This window comes from Kitasatospora sp. NBC_00039, assembly GCF_045160625.1.
Classification (GTDB): Bacteria; Actinomycetota; Actinomycetes; order Streptomycetales; family Streptomycetaceae; genus Kitasatospora.
Map to the genome: position 1 here is coordinate 2,763,136 of NZ_CP108289.1, position 13,648 is coordinate 2,776,783.

At 73.3% G+C, this 13,648-nt stretch carries 11 protein-coding genes; 6 read left to right on the forward strand and 5 right to left on the reverse strand.

The genetic code is table 11. From position 1 onward, the window contains the following. The first annotated feature begins 116 nt into the window (after positions 1–116). Positions 117–1,619: a GAF domain-containing protein gene (locus OG286_RS12325; protein ID WP_405365225.1), complete on the forward strand. Its 1,503-nt coding sequence runs from the start codon at positions 117–119 to the stop codon at positions 1,617–1,619. On the opposite strand, the gene OG286_RS12330 is transcribed toward OG286_RS12325, so the two are convergent. Further along, the gene (locus OG286_RS12330; protein WP_396320473.1) at positions 1,571–2,074 is read right to left on the reverse strand and encodes an SsgA family sporulation/cell division regulator; all 504 of its coding nucleotides are present in this window, start codon (positions 2,072–2,074) and stop codon (positions 1,571–1,573) included. The genes OG286_RS12325 and OG286_RS12330 overlap by 49 nt on opposite strands. Before the next feature lie 425 nt (positions 2,075–2,499). Here OG286_RS12330 and OG286_RS12335 point away from each other — a divergent pair, with 425 nt between their 5' ends. From OG286_RS12335 to OG286_RS12345, 3 genes are all read left to right on the forward strand, one after another. Then, entirely contained in the window at positions 2,500–3,912 is a 1,413-nt protein-coding gene (locus tag OG286_RS12335) for a hypothetical protein (RefSeq protein ID WP_405365227.1), read from the forward strand. Between the two features lie 151 nt (positions 3,913–4,063). Next, positions 4,064–5,359: a TerD family protein gene (locus OG286_RS12340; protein ID WP_405366049.1), complete on the forward strand. Its 1,296-nt coding sequence runs from the start codon at positions 4,064–4,066 to the stop codon at positions 5,357–5,359. A gap of 85 nt (positions 5,360–5,444) precedes the next feature. Beyond that, positions 5,445–5,933: a GNAT family N-acetyltransferase gene (locus OG286_RS12345; RefSeq protein WP_396320475.1), complete on the forward strand. Its 489-nt coding sequence runs from the start codon at positions 5,445–5,447 to the stop codon at positions 5,931–5,933. A gap of 12 nt (positions 5,934–5,945) precedes the next feature. On the opposite strand, the gene OG286_RS12350 is transcribed toward OG286_RS12345, so the two are convergent. After that, on the reverse strand, positions 5,946–6,638 hold the full coding sequence (locus tag OG286_RS12350; RefSeq protein ID WP_405365229.1) for an RraA family protein: 693 nt from the start codon (positions 6,636–6,638) through the stop codon (positions 5,946–5,948). A gap of 149 nt (positions 6,639–6,787) precedes the next feature. On the opposite strand from OG286_RS12350, the gene OG286_RS12355 reads away from it, so the two are divergent. Continuing rightward, positions 6,788–7,381, forward strand: a complete 594-nt coding sequence (locus OG286_RS12355) for a Uma2 family endonuclease (protein ID WP_396320477.1) — start codon at positions 6,788–6,790, stop codon at positions 7,379–7,381. Positions 7,382–7,475: 94 nt separating this feature from the next. Here the strand turns inward: OG286_RS12355 and OG286_RS12360 are convergent, their stop codons facing one another. Further along, positions 7,476–8,405 (reverse strand): proline dehydrogenase family protein, encoded by a 930-nt coding sequence (locus tag OG286_RS12360; RefSeq protein WP_396320478.1) that lies wholly within the window; start codon positions 8,403–8,405, stop codon positions 7,476–7,478. A gap of 128 nt (positions 8,406–8,533) precedes the next feature. Beyond that, positions 8,534–10,162 carry an L-glutamate gamma-semialdehyde dehydrogenase gene (pruA, locus tag OG286_RS12365; RefSeq protein ID WP_396320479.1) on the reverse strand — a complete coding sequence of 543 codons (1,629 nt, stop codon included), beginning with the start codon at positions 10,160–10,162 and terminating at the stop codon, positions 8,534–8,536. A gap of 326 nt (positions 10,163–10,488) precedes the next feature. Here pruA and OG286_RS12370 point away from each other — a divergent pair, with 326 nt between their 5' ends. Further along, a complete protein-coding gene (locus tag OG286_RS12370; RefSeq protein WP_405365231.1) occupies positions 10,489–12,093 on the forward strand; it encodes a PucR family transcriptional regulator in 1,605 nt (534 codons plus the stop codon). Positions 12,094–12,140: 47 nt separating this feature from the next. Here the strand turns inward: OG286_RS12370 and OG286_RS12375 are convergent, their stop codons facing one another. Then, the gene (locus OG286_RS12375; protein ID WP_405361626.1) at positions 12,141–13,622 is read right to left on the reverse strand and encodes an alkaline phosphatase PhoX; all 1,482 of its coding nucleotides are present in this window, start codon (positions 13,620–13,622) and stop codon (positions 12,141–12,143) included. Positions 13,623–13,648: the final 26 nt, after the last annotated feature.

The window sequence follows — 13,648 nt, forward strand, 5'->3', positions numbered from 1 at the left end:
TATTGCCCGCGGCGCCGACTTGGCAGACCCCGTCCCCAGGAGCGGGCCGCCCCCGTACGCTTTCGTCAGCGCGTCGGCCCCGACGCGTCCTCGATCGGCGGCGAGGAGCAACCCGAGTGCGGCAGACCCGACGGCCCGAGCGCCGAACTGCGCAGACCGCGGCGGAGCTGGCCAAGGTCCACGACCGCGCCCTCGCCGAGGCCACCGCCCGCGACCTCACCCGGGAGGCCGCCCCGGCCGACGACGGGCCGGCCGACGACGGGCCGGCCGGCCTCGGGCCGCGCCCCGAGATCGGCGACTCCTGGGCCCGCCTGCGCCGCCTCGGCCTCGACCCGGACGCCGGCGCCGCCGCCGTCCACCTCGGCCCCGCCGAAATCGAGCACCGCCGCCGGGCCAGCGGCCTCGACGCCCTGCTTCCCGTCCTGCGCGACACCCTGCTCGAACCGGTCGGCCAGACCCCGCTGATCCTCGCCATCGCCGACGCCGAGGGCCACATCCTCTGGCAGGAGGGCGAACGCGGCCTGCGCCGCAGTGCCGACCGGATCGGCTTCCTCACCGGCGCCCGCTGGATCGAGGAGACCGTCGGCACCAACGGCATCGCCGCCGCGCTGCGCGCCCAGCGTCCGATGCAGGTCCACTCCGCCGAGCACTACCTCCGCAGCCACCACTCCTGGACCTGCGTCGCCGCGCCCGTGCACGACCCGGGCACCGGCCGGCTGGTCGGCGCGATCAACCTCAGCGGCCCGGCCCACTCCGTCCGCCCCTATCTGCTGCAGCTCACCGCCACCGCCGCCCGGCTCGCCGAGACCGAGCTGCGGGCCCGGCGCCTGGAGTCGCTGCACCAGCTGCGCACCCTGGCCGCCCCGCTGCTGGCCAGGGTCAACGGCCCGGCCCTGGTGGTGGACGCCGCGGGCTGGACGGCCGCCGCGGCCGGTCTGCCGCCGCCCGCCCGGCTGCGGCTGCCCGCCGAGGGGTGGGGCTCTGCCGCCGTGCACTGGCTGCCCGGTCTCGGCGAGTGCGCGATAGAACCGCTGGCCGACGGCTGGCTGGTCCGGCTGGTGCGCACCCAGGACGGCGGAGCGGCGGACGGCGGAGCGGTCACGGCCGAGCAGGCGGAGGGCGCCCGGCTCCGGCTCGACCTGCGCCGGCCCGACCGCCCGGAGCTGTCGGTGCACGGCGCGGCCGGCAGTTGGTCGCACGCGCTCAGCCCGCGCCACGCCGAGCTGCTGCTCCTGCTCGCCGTCGAACGCGACGGCCACAGCGCGGCGCGGCTCGCCGACGCGCTCTTCGGCGACCCCGGCCGGACGGTCACCGTGCGCGCGGAACTGTCCCGGCTGCGCCGCTACCTCGGCGGCCTGCTGGCCCACCGGCCGTACCGGTTCGCCGAGTCGGTGCTGGTCAGCGTCATCGGCCCGGACGACCCGTACGACCTGCTGCCCGCGTCCTCGGCACCGGCCGTACGCCGCCTGCGGGCGGGCCTGGCCAGTGGGGCGGTCCGGCTGCCGGGCACGCCGCCGCTACCGGCGCCGCGCAGCCCGGGGGACGACGCCGCACCCGAGCCGAGGCTTCGTCAGCCGCCGGCCAGCAGCGCGGAGAGCTGGGCGTCGGTCGGCCCGTAGGCCTGCTCGGCCTGCTCCGACACAAGGACGTACGTCCGGTCCAGCCACGCCTGCACCCGGGGCTTCGAGACCTCCAACAGTGCGCTGCCGTGGGGTGATTCGAGCGCCAGGTGCAACGTCGAGCCGTGGCACGGACAGTACGCCGGCCACAGCTTGACGTCGCCCTGACCGCTCAGAGAGCGCAGGCCGTCACGCAGCAGATCGCGTGAGAACACCCAATCGGCCTCGTCCGGCCGGCCGAGGTGGAACGTCAGCAACACCTCGTACGGGCGCTCGGTGTCGAACCGGAACCGCGTACGGACCTCGCCGACCACCTCCTCGCCCAGCGAGATCCGCAGCATGAACACCTCCTCCTCCACCGCCGCCGGAGCGGCGGTGGAGCCTGCCTCATCGCCGCCCGTGGGGGTGGCGGCGAGAGGGGCACTGGAGGGTGCGGGCAGCGGGTCGGGCGGCATGACGGTCTCTCCGGAACGGCGTGGGATGCCTCCAGCCTGCGCCACCCCGACCGGACCGGCAAGGGTTGCAAGGAGGTTGCAATAATCCCCGCCCAACACCTCCACTCCTTACCGGTCTTGTCAGACGGATCGTCAACTTCCGTTCCTTGAACGGATTTACGCGAAGTGGATCGATTCCGCCTGGGAACCGACCGGACGACCGGTCCCCGCTGGTACGCTCGTGCCCCTGCCGGCGCGGGCCCGCGCGCGTCCACCGGCGGCCCCCGCACGGGCGGCCGCAGGCGGGACGGAATTCCGGACGGCCAGGGCCTGGTCCATCCGGACAGACCCGGACGGCAGTCCGCCCGTGACCGCGCTTCGGCCCGGCGGCGGCGCATGGAAGAATGCTGCGACCGCAACGGCGACTTCGGGGAGGGAGGGGTCCGGTGGCTCTGCGCGAGGACACCGAGCCGGGCGTGCACCACGAGCGCGACCGGCAGCGCGAACAGCACGAACGCCACGGCCGGCACGGCCGGCCGAAGCCCTTCGGCGGCCGGCTCCGGCTGCCCACCCTGCGGTTCTCGGGCGCCGCGATGGCGATGTCCACCGTGGTCGGCATCAGCATCGCCACCACCTGCCTGCTCAACGAACAGCAGGGCATCGGCCGCCGCGCCGGGGTGGCCCGGGTCGGATCCACCCCGCCGCCCAGCCCGGACGCCGCCGACCGGGCGGACGCCGCCGCGGACGCCCCGCCCGGCCCGGCCGCACCCCGCCCGGCCGACCGCTCCGCAGGCCGCCCCACCGGATCGGCCTCGGCCCGCGCGACCGCCTCGCACTCACCGGTCCCCGGCCTACCCGCGCCCCGCCCGGCCTCGCCGGACGCCTCCGCGCCGCCCGCCGGCTCCGGGCTCACCTCCTCTTCCTCCTCTTCCTCCTTCTCCGACGCCCCGTCGGCCGAGGCGCTCGGCAGCCCGTCGCGGGGTGGCAACCAGGACGTGACCGCCGACCCCGCCACCGCGCAGCCGACCGACACCGCTCAGCCGACCGGTTCCGCGCCGCCCGCCGACCAGCCGACCGGCCAACAGCCCGCGTACCAGCGTCCGTTCGCCCCGGCGGCTCCCGGCGCACCCGACGCGCCCGGTACGCCCGGGTACCCGCAGCCCGGTCCCCTCGCCCCCGGCCGGGGCCAGGACGGGCAGCCGACCGACGCGCCCACCGGACCCGCCGGACCCGCCGCCCCCACCGGCGACAAGACCGACCCGAGCGACCACGACGCGGACCACGCCCTCCTCGGCACCGCCGTGGTCCAGCCGCTCGGCCGCGACGGCACCCAGCATCTGCTCACCCTCACCGTCACCGAGCCGCTCACCGCGCTCCAGGCCGAGTTCCGCCTCGCCCCCGGCGAAACGGCCCCCGGCAGCGGCTGGACCGACCTCTCCGGCGCCGTCGTCACCACCCACCAGGAGCGCGGCACCCTGGTGTACCGGTTCACCACCCCGGCCGGCACCGACGTCCGCCCCGGCCGGTACACCTTCGGCGTCCGCGGCACCCGCCCCCTGCCCACCCCGCCCGGCGCCACCACCCCCGGACCCGGCACCGGGCCCACCGCGGGCCCCGGCAGCTGCCCCACCGGGCCGGCCGATGCGCCGAGCAAGGCCGCCCCGGCCGAGAGCTGGACCGCCTCCGCCTTCGGTATCGACCGCCCCCGGGCCGTCGCCACCCTCGGCACGTTCACGGCCTCCTCCTCCCCCGGGACGGACGGTGACACCGGCACCACCCCCGGCGCCGGCTCCGCCCGCGGCACCACACCGGGCACCACACCGGGCACCGACACCACCCGCGGCACCGCGACGCGCTGACCGACCATCCGACAACCTGACAGGTCACCGGCCTGCTCGGGCTCTTCTCGACAACCCCGTTCGTTACTGTGGGTACCACTCGGCACGGCACCCCAGAGCGGGTCCCCAAGGCCGTGCCACCGCATCCGAGGAGGAGTTCGTGTCCACGGTCCTGACCCAAGGCGGCAACGCCCCGCTGACCGCCGCGCGGGTGACCGTCGAGGTCACCGCACCCAAGGCGCTGGACGTCTCCGGCCTGCTGCTGACCGACGCCGGAAAGGTCCGCTCGGACGCCGACTTCGTGTTCTTCAACGCCCCCGACGGCCCCGGTGTCACCCACCGGCCGGCCTCCGGCGGCACCCCGGACGCCATCACCATCGACACCACCGCCGTCCCGGCCGGCATCACCAAGATCGTGGTGACCGCCAGCCCCGACGAGGCGGGCGCCACCTTCGCCGGCATCGAGCCGACCGCCACCGTCCGCGACACCGCCACCGGCGAGGTGCTGGTCACCTTCACCCCGCCGCAGCTCGGCCGGGAGACCGCGCTGATCGTGGTCGAGGTCTACCAGCGCAACGGTGCCTGGAAGGTCCGCGCCGTCGGCCAGGGCTACGCCAACGGCCTGGCCGGCATCGCCACCGACTTCGGCGTCAGCGTCGACGACGAGCCCGCCCCGGCGGCGGCCGCCCCCGTCGTCGCCCCGGCCGCGCCTCCCGTACCGGCCGCACCTGCCACGCCCGTCGCACCGCCCGCGCCCCCGGCCCCGCCGGCCCCCGGCGCACCCGCACCTGCCGGCCCGGTCGACCCTCGGGTCGCGCTCGCCGGCAATCTGCCGCCGACCCCTGCCACACCGCCCGCACCGCCCGCCGCCGCCGCGCCGGCCTCCCTCACCAAGGTCACCCTGGACAAGGGCCGGGTCAGCCTCACCAAGGGCGGCTCCGTCTCCCTGGAGAAGAACGGCAAGCCCTTCCTCTCCTCCGTCCGGATGGGCCTCGGCTGGGAGCCGGCCGGCCGCGGTCGCAACATCGACCTCGACGCCTCCTGCATCGCCTTCGACGCCAAGCGGGAGAAGCTCGACACCGCCTGGTTCATGAAGCTGGGAATCTTCAACGGCGCGGTCGCCCACTCCGGCGACAACCTCACCGGCGAGGGCGGCGGGGACGACGAGTCGATCACCGTCCACCTCGACGGCCTGCCGCCCGAGGTCTGCGGCCTGGTCTTCGTGGTGAACTCCTTCTCCGGCCAGAAGTTCACCGACGTCAAGAACGCCTACTGCCGTCTGCTGGACGCCGGTTCGGGCCAGGAGCTGGTCCGCTTCGACCTCACCCAGTCCGAGCCGCACACCGGCGTGGTGATGTGCAAGCTGGTCCGCCAGTACTCCGGCGAGTGGGTGATGACCGCGATCGGCGAGTACGTCGACGCCAAGACCGCCCGCGCCATGGTCAAGCCGGCCGCCTCGATGCTCTGACCGGCCGTCCGCCCGCCGCCCGGTCCGGGCGGCGGGCGGCGGGAAACCACTGGTGCTCCCGCCGTCCGTATCCGATCATGTCCACATGCTGATCAGGGAAGCCACCACCGAGGACTGGCCCGCCGTCTGGCCGTTCTTCCACACCATCGTCGCAGCCGGCGAGACCTTCACCTACCCGCTGGACCTGACCTCCGAGCAGGGCCGCGACTGGTGGCTCCTCCCCTCCCCGAACCGCACCGTCGTCGCGGTGGACGAGGGCGGCACCGTGCTCGGCACCGCCAAGATGAACCGCAACCACATGGGCAACGGCTCGCACATCGCCAGCGCCAGCTACATGGTCGACCCGGCCCACTCCGGCCGCGGCGTCGGCCGGGCCCTCGCCGAGTACACCATCGCGTGGGCGCGTGACGCCGGCTACCGGGCGATGCAGTTCAATGCCGTGGTCGCCTCCAACGAGCACGCGGTGAAGCTGTACCAGTCGCTCGGCTTCGACATCCTGGGCACCCTCCCCGAGGGCTTCCGCCACCCCTCCCAGGGCTACGTCGGCCTGCACATCATGCACCGGACGCTCTGAACTCCCGTACCGCTACTCCTCGATGGCCCCGCCGACCCGCCGCAGGTGCTGCCGGAAGCTGTACGACGGGTCGGCGGCGCGGCGCGCCAGGTAGTCGTCGAAGGCGGTCTGCCGGCGCAGCGTGTCGCCCGAGCGGATCCGCTCCGCCTGCGCACGCTCGGTCCGCGCGATCCCGGCGGCGGTCTCCAGCACCTCGTCCGCCCGCGCGGCCGGGACGAACAGCACGCCGTCGGCGTCCCCGAACACCACGTCCTCCCCGCTCACCAGATGCGGCCCGAACCGAGCCGTGACCAGCGCCTCCGGCTCCCGCTCGTCCAGCCGCAGCGGCCCGAGCGGCAGGCTGCCGTAGCTGAACACCGGCAGCCCGATCCCCGCCAGCTCCGGGGTGTCCCGGTGCAGCCCCCACACCACCAGAGCGGCCACCCCGGCGGCCCGCGCCTCCAGCACCGCGAGGTCCCCGACGCAGGCCTCGTCCGTCCGACCGTCGTTGTCGATCACCAGGACGTCCCCGGGCCCGGCCGCGCCGTACGCCTCCAGGAACACGTCCACGCTCCCGTAGTGGCGCACGGGCAGCGCCCGCCCCGCGATCCGGCTCCCCGCGACCACCGCCCCGATCCCGGCCGGCGCCGACCGCGGCGCCAACCCCAGCCGGACGCAGGCATCCGCCAGCAAGGGCGTCGACAACCCCGCAAACCTCTTCAGCACGCCAACTCCTTTCCTGTACAGCCAAGTTCACCACCACTGTGCTCCTAGGCCACCCCTCCCCGTCACACCATCGAGTGAGTAAGCGCCGTGCACGGCATAGCTGCGCAAAACACCTGACTAGCGTGACTCCCACCAGAAGGAGGGGCATCATGAGTGCTGTGGCGCATGAGCAACCGATCGCGGACTCACCATCGCAGGAGGACATCCTGTTGGAGAGCTTCCTGAGCCTGCACTCCCCCGAAGGCTTCCGGGCCGAGCTCATCGAGGGAGAGATCATCGTGGCACCACCGCCGGACGGCGATCACGAGGACTACATCGACCTGCTGATCGACCAGGTGAAGGAGAAGTCCAAGGTCCGCATGCAGTCGTCCGGCCACAAGGGCCTACGCCTCGTCAGCGGCGGCCTTTGCCCGAAGAACCACGTCATCCCCGACGCGACCTTCGCGCCGAGAGAGGTCCGCCTCTTCCGTGGTGCCCCGCCGTGGATGGAGCCGAACGGCGTCGCCATGGTCGCCGAGGTGACGTCGAGCAAGCCCGACCAGGACCGGATCACCAAGCGGCATTGCTACGCCCGCGCCGCCATCCCGCTCTACCTGCTCATCGACAGGGAGAAATCCCAGGTCAGCCTGTTCAGCAAGCCGTTGCGCGACGAGTACACCGAGGTCCACCTCACCCCGTTCGGTGACTCAGTCGCTCTCCCCGCACCATTCGACTTCGAACTGGACACCAAGGACTTCCTCTAGGACCTCCCGGACGTGAAACGGCCCGCACCCCCCTTCCACAAGGGGTGCGGGCCGTCGGTACAGCAGGGCCTCAGCCGCGCGTCACGGCAGGGCCTCAGCTGCGCGTCGCCATGGCGCGCAGGAAGAAGGTCAGGTTGGCCGGGCGCTCGGCGAGGCGGCGCATGAAGTAGCCGTACCACTCCTGGCCGTAGGGCAGGTAAACGCGCATGGTGTTGCCCTCGCCGGCGAGGCGCAGCTGCTCCTCGGGGCGGATGCCGTAGAGCATCTGGTACTCGAAGGAGTCCCGCTTGCGGCCGTTCCACTGGGCGAGCTGGCCGGCGATCTTGATCATGTTCGGGTCGTGCGAGGCGATCATCGGGTAGCCCTCGCCGGCCATCAGCACCTTCAGGGCGCGGACGTAGGCGAGGTCGACCTCGCGCTTGCCCTGGAAGGCGACCGACTCGGGCTCCTTGTAGGCGCCCTTGCAGAGGCGCACCCGGGAGCCGGCGCCGGAGAACTCGCGGCAGTCGGCCTCGGTGCGGCGCAGGTAGGCCTGGAGGACGACGCCCAGCCAGGGGAAGTCGGCCCGCAGCTCGCGCGCGATGGCGAGGGTGGAGTCCGTGGTGGTGTGGTCCTCCATGTCGAGGGTCACCGTGGTGCCGGCGTCGGCCGCGGCCTCGCAGATGCGGCGGGCGTTCTCCAGGGCGATCTTCTCGCCGTCCACCGGCAGGAACTGGCCGACGGCCGACAGCTTGACCGAGACCTCGGCGCCGGCGGCGAGGCCGGTGTCCTTGAGGGCGGCGAGCAGGTGCTCGTACGCTTCGGCGGTGCCGGCGGCCTGGGCGGCGTCCTGGGTGTCCTCGCCGAGGTGGTCCAGGGTGACCGTGCGGCCGGTGGCGACGAGGTCGTCGCAGGCGGTGACGGCGTCGTCGAGGGCCTCGCCGGCGACGAAGCGCTCGACTATGGCGTGGGTCGGCGGGAACTTCTCGACCACGGTGCGGACCTGCGGGGAGCGGGAGGCCGCGAGGAGGGCGGAACGGAGCATCGTGACTCCTGGGCTGGTGCTTCTAAGGGTGGCAGAAGAGGGGGCCGGGGCGGCGGGCCGGGGGTGGGCCCGCCGCCCCGGTGGACGGCGCCCGGCTGCGGGACCGGGCGTCGTCCGGGGGCGGGCACTCAGCCCATGTGCGGGTAGCGGTAGTCCGTCGGCGGGACGAAGGTCTCCTTGACCGAACGGGTCGAGGTCCAGCGCGCCAGGTTCTGCTTGGCACCGGCCTTGTCGTTGGTCCCGGAGGCCCGGCCGCCGCCGAACGGCTGCTGGCCGACGACCGCGCCGGTCGGCTTGTCGTTGATGTAGAAGTTGCCGGCCGCGTTGCGCAGCTTCAGCATCGCGTGCTGGACGGCCTCGCGGTCCTGGGCGATGATCGCGCCGGTCAGGCCGTAGGAGGACACCGACTCCATCTGCGCCAGCATCTCGTCGTACTTCTCGTCCTCGTAGACGTACACGGCGAGGATCGGGCCGAAGTACTCGTCCTTGAAGTACTCGCTCGCCGGGTCCTGGCAGACCAGGACGGTCGGGCGGACGAAGTAGCCGACCGAGTCGTCGTAGGTGCCGCCGGCCAGCACCTCGACGGACGGGTCCGCCTGGGCCCGGTCGATGGCGGCCTTGTTCTTGGCGAAGGAGCGCTCGTCGATGACGGCCGACATGAAGTTCGACAGGTCGCTGACGTCGCCCATGGTGAGGCCGTCGACCTCGGCGGCGAACTCGTCCTTGAGGCCGGCCCAGATCGAGGCCGGGACGTAGGCGCGGGACAGGGCGGAACACTTCTGGCCCTGGAACTCGAAGGCGCCGCGGGTCATCGCGGTCTTCAGCACGGCCGGGTCGGCGGACGGGTGGGCGACGAGGAAATCCTTGCCGCCGGTCTCGCCGACGATCCGCGGGTAGGTGCGGTAGCCGGCGATGTTGTTGCCGACCTCGCGCCACAGGTGCTGGAAGGTGGCGGTGGAGCCGGTGAAGTGGATGCCGGCCAGGGCCGGGTGCTTCAGCGCGACGGCGGAGACGTCCAGGCCGTCACCGGTGACCATGTTGATGACGCCCTTGGGCAGCCCGGCCGCCTCCAGCAGCTGCATCAGCAGGTGCGCGGAGAACTGCTGGGTCGGGGAGGGCTTCCAGAGCACCACGTTGCCCATCAGCGCCGGCGCGGTCGGCAGGTTGCCGGCGATGGCGGTGAAGTTGAACGGGGTGATCGCGTAGACGAAGCCCTCCAGCGGGCGGTGGTCGCTGCGGTTCCAGACGCCGTCCGAGGAGATCGGCTGCTCGGCCATGATCTGGCGGGCGAAGTGCACGTTGAAGCGCAGGAAGTCGACCAGCTCGCAGGGGGTGTCGATCTCGGCCTGCTGGGCGGTCTTGGACTGGCCGAGCATGGTGGCGGCGGCCAGGGTTTCGCGCCAGGGGCCGGCCAGCAGGTCGGCGGCCTTGAGGAAGATCGCGGCCCGCGAGTCGAAGGAGAGCGCCTGCCAGGCCGGGGCGGCGGCCAGGGCAGCGTCGATGGCGTCCTGCGCGTCGGCCTGGGTGGCGTTGCGCAGCGTACCGAGCCTCGCCGCGTGGTTGTGCGGCTGGACGACGTGGATCTCGGTGCCGCCGCCGAGGCGGCGCTCACCGTTGATCGTCATGGTCAGCTGGACCGGCTCCTGGCCGCCCAGCTCCTTCAGCTTGGCCTCCAGGCGGGCCCGTTCCGGGCTGCCGGGGGCGTAGCTGTGGACCGGCTCGTTCACCGGCGCGGGGACCTGGGTCACAGCATCCATGAGCGCACGCTCTCCTTCGGTTCATGGGGGATGCCGACGTGGGTCGCACGTCGGCCACAGGACGAACGCTATTCCTGCACCGGGGCCCACTTGATTGGCCTGGCGGCTAAAGTCCCCCGTACGGCGTTGTCCGGACCGACGAAGGGATCACGGGGCGGTCACGGTTGCGCCGTTCACAGACCGGTGCGCGGCTCCGCGTGGACGGTGCCCGCCTGCACGTGGACGGTGCGCCCCATCGCGCGGACGGTGCGCTCGGGCGCCGAAACCCTGTCCGCCCGGCTAAAATCACCCGTACGCCGTTGTTCGATCCCACGAAGGAACCGCCGGTGTCCCAGCCCGCCGGACTCCCGCTCCGTCAACTGCTGATGTCCCTCGGCGAACCGCTGGTCGAACTCCAGGCGGCCCCCCAGGGCCTGGACGTCCCGGTCCGCGACGTCGCGATCCTCGACCCCGAGGACCCGCCCGTCGCCGCGCCCGGCGAACTCGTCCTCGCCATCGGCGCCCGCGGCCGGGCCGCCCTCCCGGCGCTGCGCGCGGCCGGCCGGGCCGGTGCGGCCGCCGTCGCGGTGAAGCTGGACGCGCCCGGCCAGGCCGACGCCCTGCGCGAGGCGGCCACCGAGGCCGGCGTGGCCCTGCTCTCGGTCCGCCGGGAGACCCGCTGGGAGCACCTCGACTCGCTCGCCCGCGCGGTCATCGCCGGGCCGGACGCCCCGGACGCGACCGGCACCCCCGAGCACAACGCGGGCGACCTCTTCTCGCTGGCCCAGACCGTCGCCGTGCTGACCAACGGGATCGTCTCGATCGAGGACACCTCCAGCCGGGTGCTGGCCTACTCCCGGTCCTCCGACTCCGACGAGGTGGACGACCTGCGCCGGCTCTCCATCCTCGGCTGGCAGGGCCCCGAGCCCTACCTCTCCAAGCTCCGCGAGTGGGGCATCTTCCAGCACCTGCGCAGCTCGGACACGCCGATCGCGGTCGACCCGCACCCCGAGCTGGGCCTGCGCCGCCGCCTGGCGATCGGCATCCGGGCCGGCGCGCAGCCGCTGGGCACCATCTGGGTCCAGGAGGGCGCCCAGCCGCTGGCCCCGCTCGCCGAGCAGGCGCTGGTCGGCGCGGCCCGGGTGGCGGCGGCCCAACTGGTGCGCCGCCGCCGGGAGCTGTCGGCGGACGTCCGGCTGACCCAGACCCTGCTCACCGGCCTGCTGGAGGGCTCGACCGGCCCCCAGTCGCTCGCCACCCACCTGGGCCTGGACCTGCGCCGCCCCGCCACCGTCCTGGCGTACAGCGCACGGACCACCGAGGCGCTCACCCGCTCCGAGGTGACCGGCCTGATCTCGGTGCACACCGCCGCCCGGCACCGGGCCGCCCTGCTCGCCCCGATCGAGTCGCGGGTGTACGTGCTGCTGCCCGAGCTGCCGGGCGGGCTGCCGATGACGACCGTCCGCGGCTGGGCGCAGGAGGTGGTCGAGGCCGCCCGGGACCACCTGGGCGTCCCGCTGCGGGCGGCGATCGGCTCGACGGTGGACGGTCTGGCCCGGGTGCCCGACTCCCGGGCGCAGGCGGACCGGATCCTGGACGCGATGGGCCGCGGCGGGGTGGACCTGGAGGTCGCCGCGCTGATCGACGTCCAGGCGGAGGTGCTGGTCAGCGAGATGCTGGCGCTGCTGCAGGAGCGGAGCGGCCTGCGCGACCCGCGGCTGACCGCGCTGGCCGCGTACGACCGCCGCCACGGCACCCGGCTCGCCGAGTCGGTGCTGGCCTGGCTGGACGCGCTCGGCGAGGTCCGGGTCGCCGCGGACGCCCTGCACATCCACCCCAACACCCTGCGCTACCGGGTGCGCCGGGCGGAGCAGGTGACCGGCATCGACCTGTCCCAGCCGCAGCAGCGGCTGCTCGCCATGCTCCAGCTGCGGCTGCCCGCAGAGAGCTGAGAAGGGGCCCGCGCGAGGCGGGCCCCTTTCCTGTCACGGCATCAGGCTCAGGCGCCGTAGCCCTGGCCGCGCTTGTGCTCGTTCAGCCGGTGCCACGGGCCGGTGATGGCCAGCTGGATGCCCGGGGTCTGGATGTTGGCGAACAGCGTCCGGCCGTCGTCCGAGAAGGTCACGCCGGTGAACTCGCTGAACTCCGGCTTCTCGGCGGTGCCGATGTTCAGCTCGTTGCGGGCGATCGGGTAGGTCAGCCCGTCCTCGGTGGCGCCGAACAGGTGCGAGACGCCCTCGCCGTCCTCGGCGATCACGATGCCGCCGTACGGCGAGACGGTGATGTTGTCCGGGCCGTCGAAGTTGTCGTGGTCGCCCCAGACGTCGGTGTTGACGCCGAGCAGCACCTTCAGGGTGATGGTGCGGCGGACGGGGTTGAAGAACCAGACCTGGCCGTCGTGCTGGAGCGGGCTCTCCGAGCGGGCGAAGCTGGAGACGAAGTAGAAGCCGCCGTCACCCCACCACATGCCCTCCAGCTTGCGGGCGCGGGTGACCTCGCCGTCCTTGAACTGCTTGCGGATCGAGACGGTCTGCGCGTCGCGGTCCTGGACCTTGACCCAGTCCACGCCGTAGGTGGTGCCGACCTTGGTGGCGCGCGAGAGGTCGTCGACCAGCTTGCCCTGCGCGTCGAAGACCTTGAAGGCCTCCAGCACGCCGGCGTCGGCGGCGAGCTTGCGCAGCTGGTAGCGGCCGTGCTTGAAGCCGGCCGGCGGGGTCCAGCGGAAGAGCAGGCCGTTGGGGTTGGAGGCGTCCTCGGTCAGGTAGACGTGGCCGCGCTTCGGGTCCACCACGACGGCCTCGTGCGCGAACCGGCCGAAGGCCTTCACCGGCTGCGGGTTCTCGTTGTACTCGTCGTCGAACGGGTCGACCTCGAAGATGTAGCCGTGGTCCTTGGTGAAGCCGTTCTTGCCGGCCTTGTCCTCGGTCTCCTCGCCGGACAGCCAGGTGCCCCACGGGCTCACGCCACCGGCGCAGTTGGTGGAGGTGCCGGCGATGCCGACCCACTGCTCGACCGTGCCGTTGGCCTTGGCGTGCACGATGGTGCAGCCGCCGGCCGCGCCCGGGTCGTAGACGTGGCCCTCGGTCAGCGGCACCGGGTACGGCCAGTTGGCGCGGGCACCGCTCAGCTCGTGGTTGACGACCATGAGGTTGCCACCGCGCTCGTCCTCGAAGGCCGAGGTGCCGTCGTGGTTGCTGGGGGTGAACTCGCCGGTGCGCAGCTTGGTGACGCCGGCCCGGTTCACGACCTTGTACGTGAAGCCCTTGGGCAGCGAGAGCAGGCTCTCCGGGTCCTTGACCAGCGCGCCGTAGCCGACGGCGGCACGCTCGGCGTCGGCGGTCGCGGCGTCCTTCACCTCGCCGCCGACCGGGGCCGCGATCGCGCCCGGGGCGCTCGCCAGCACCTCGGCGCTGCCGGCGATCAGGACACCGGCCCCGACGAGGGTGGAACGGTTGACGAAGTCCCGGCGGGACAGCGACATGTGAGTCACTCCTGAGAGGCGGGCCG

Coding starts and splice junctions, on each gene's coding strand:
- OG286_RS12375 (WP_405361626.1), bottom strand. CDS start 13,622: ATGTCGCTGTCCCGCCGGGACTTCGTCAACCGTTCCACCCTCGTCGGG.
- pruA (WP_396320479.1), bottom strand. CDS start 10,162: ATGGATGCTGTGACCCAGGTCCCCGCGCCGGTGAACGAGCCGGTCCAC.
- OG286_RS12345 (WP_396320475.1), top strand. CDS start 5,445: ATGCTGATCAGGGAAGCCACCACCGAGGACTGGCCCGCCGTCTGGCCG.
- OG286_RS12360 (WP_396320478.1), bottom strand. CDS start 8,405: ATGCTCCGTTCCGCCCTCCTCGCGGCCTCCCGCTCCCCGCAGGTCCGC.
- OG286_RS12330 (WP_396320473.1), bottom strand. CDS start 2,074: ATGCCGCCCGACCCGCTGCCCGCACCCTCCAGTGCCCCTCTCGCCGCC.
- OG286_RS12355 (WP_396320477.1), top strand. CDS start 6,788: ATGAGTGCTGTGGCGCATGAGCAACCGATCGCGGACTCACCATCGCAG.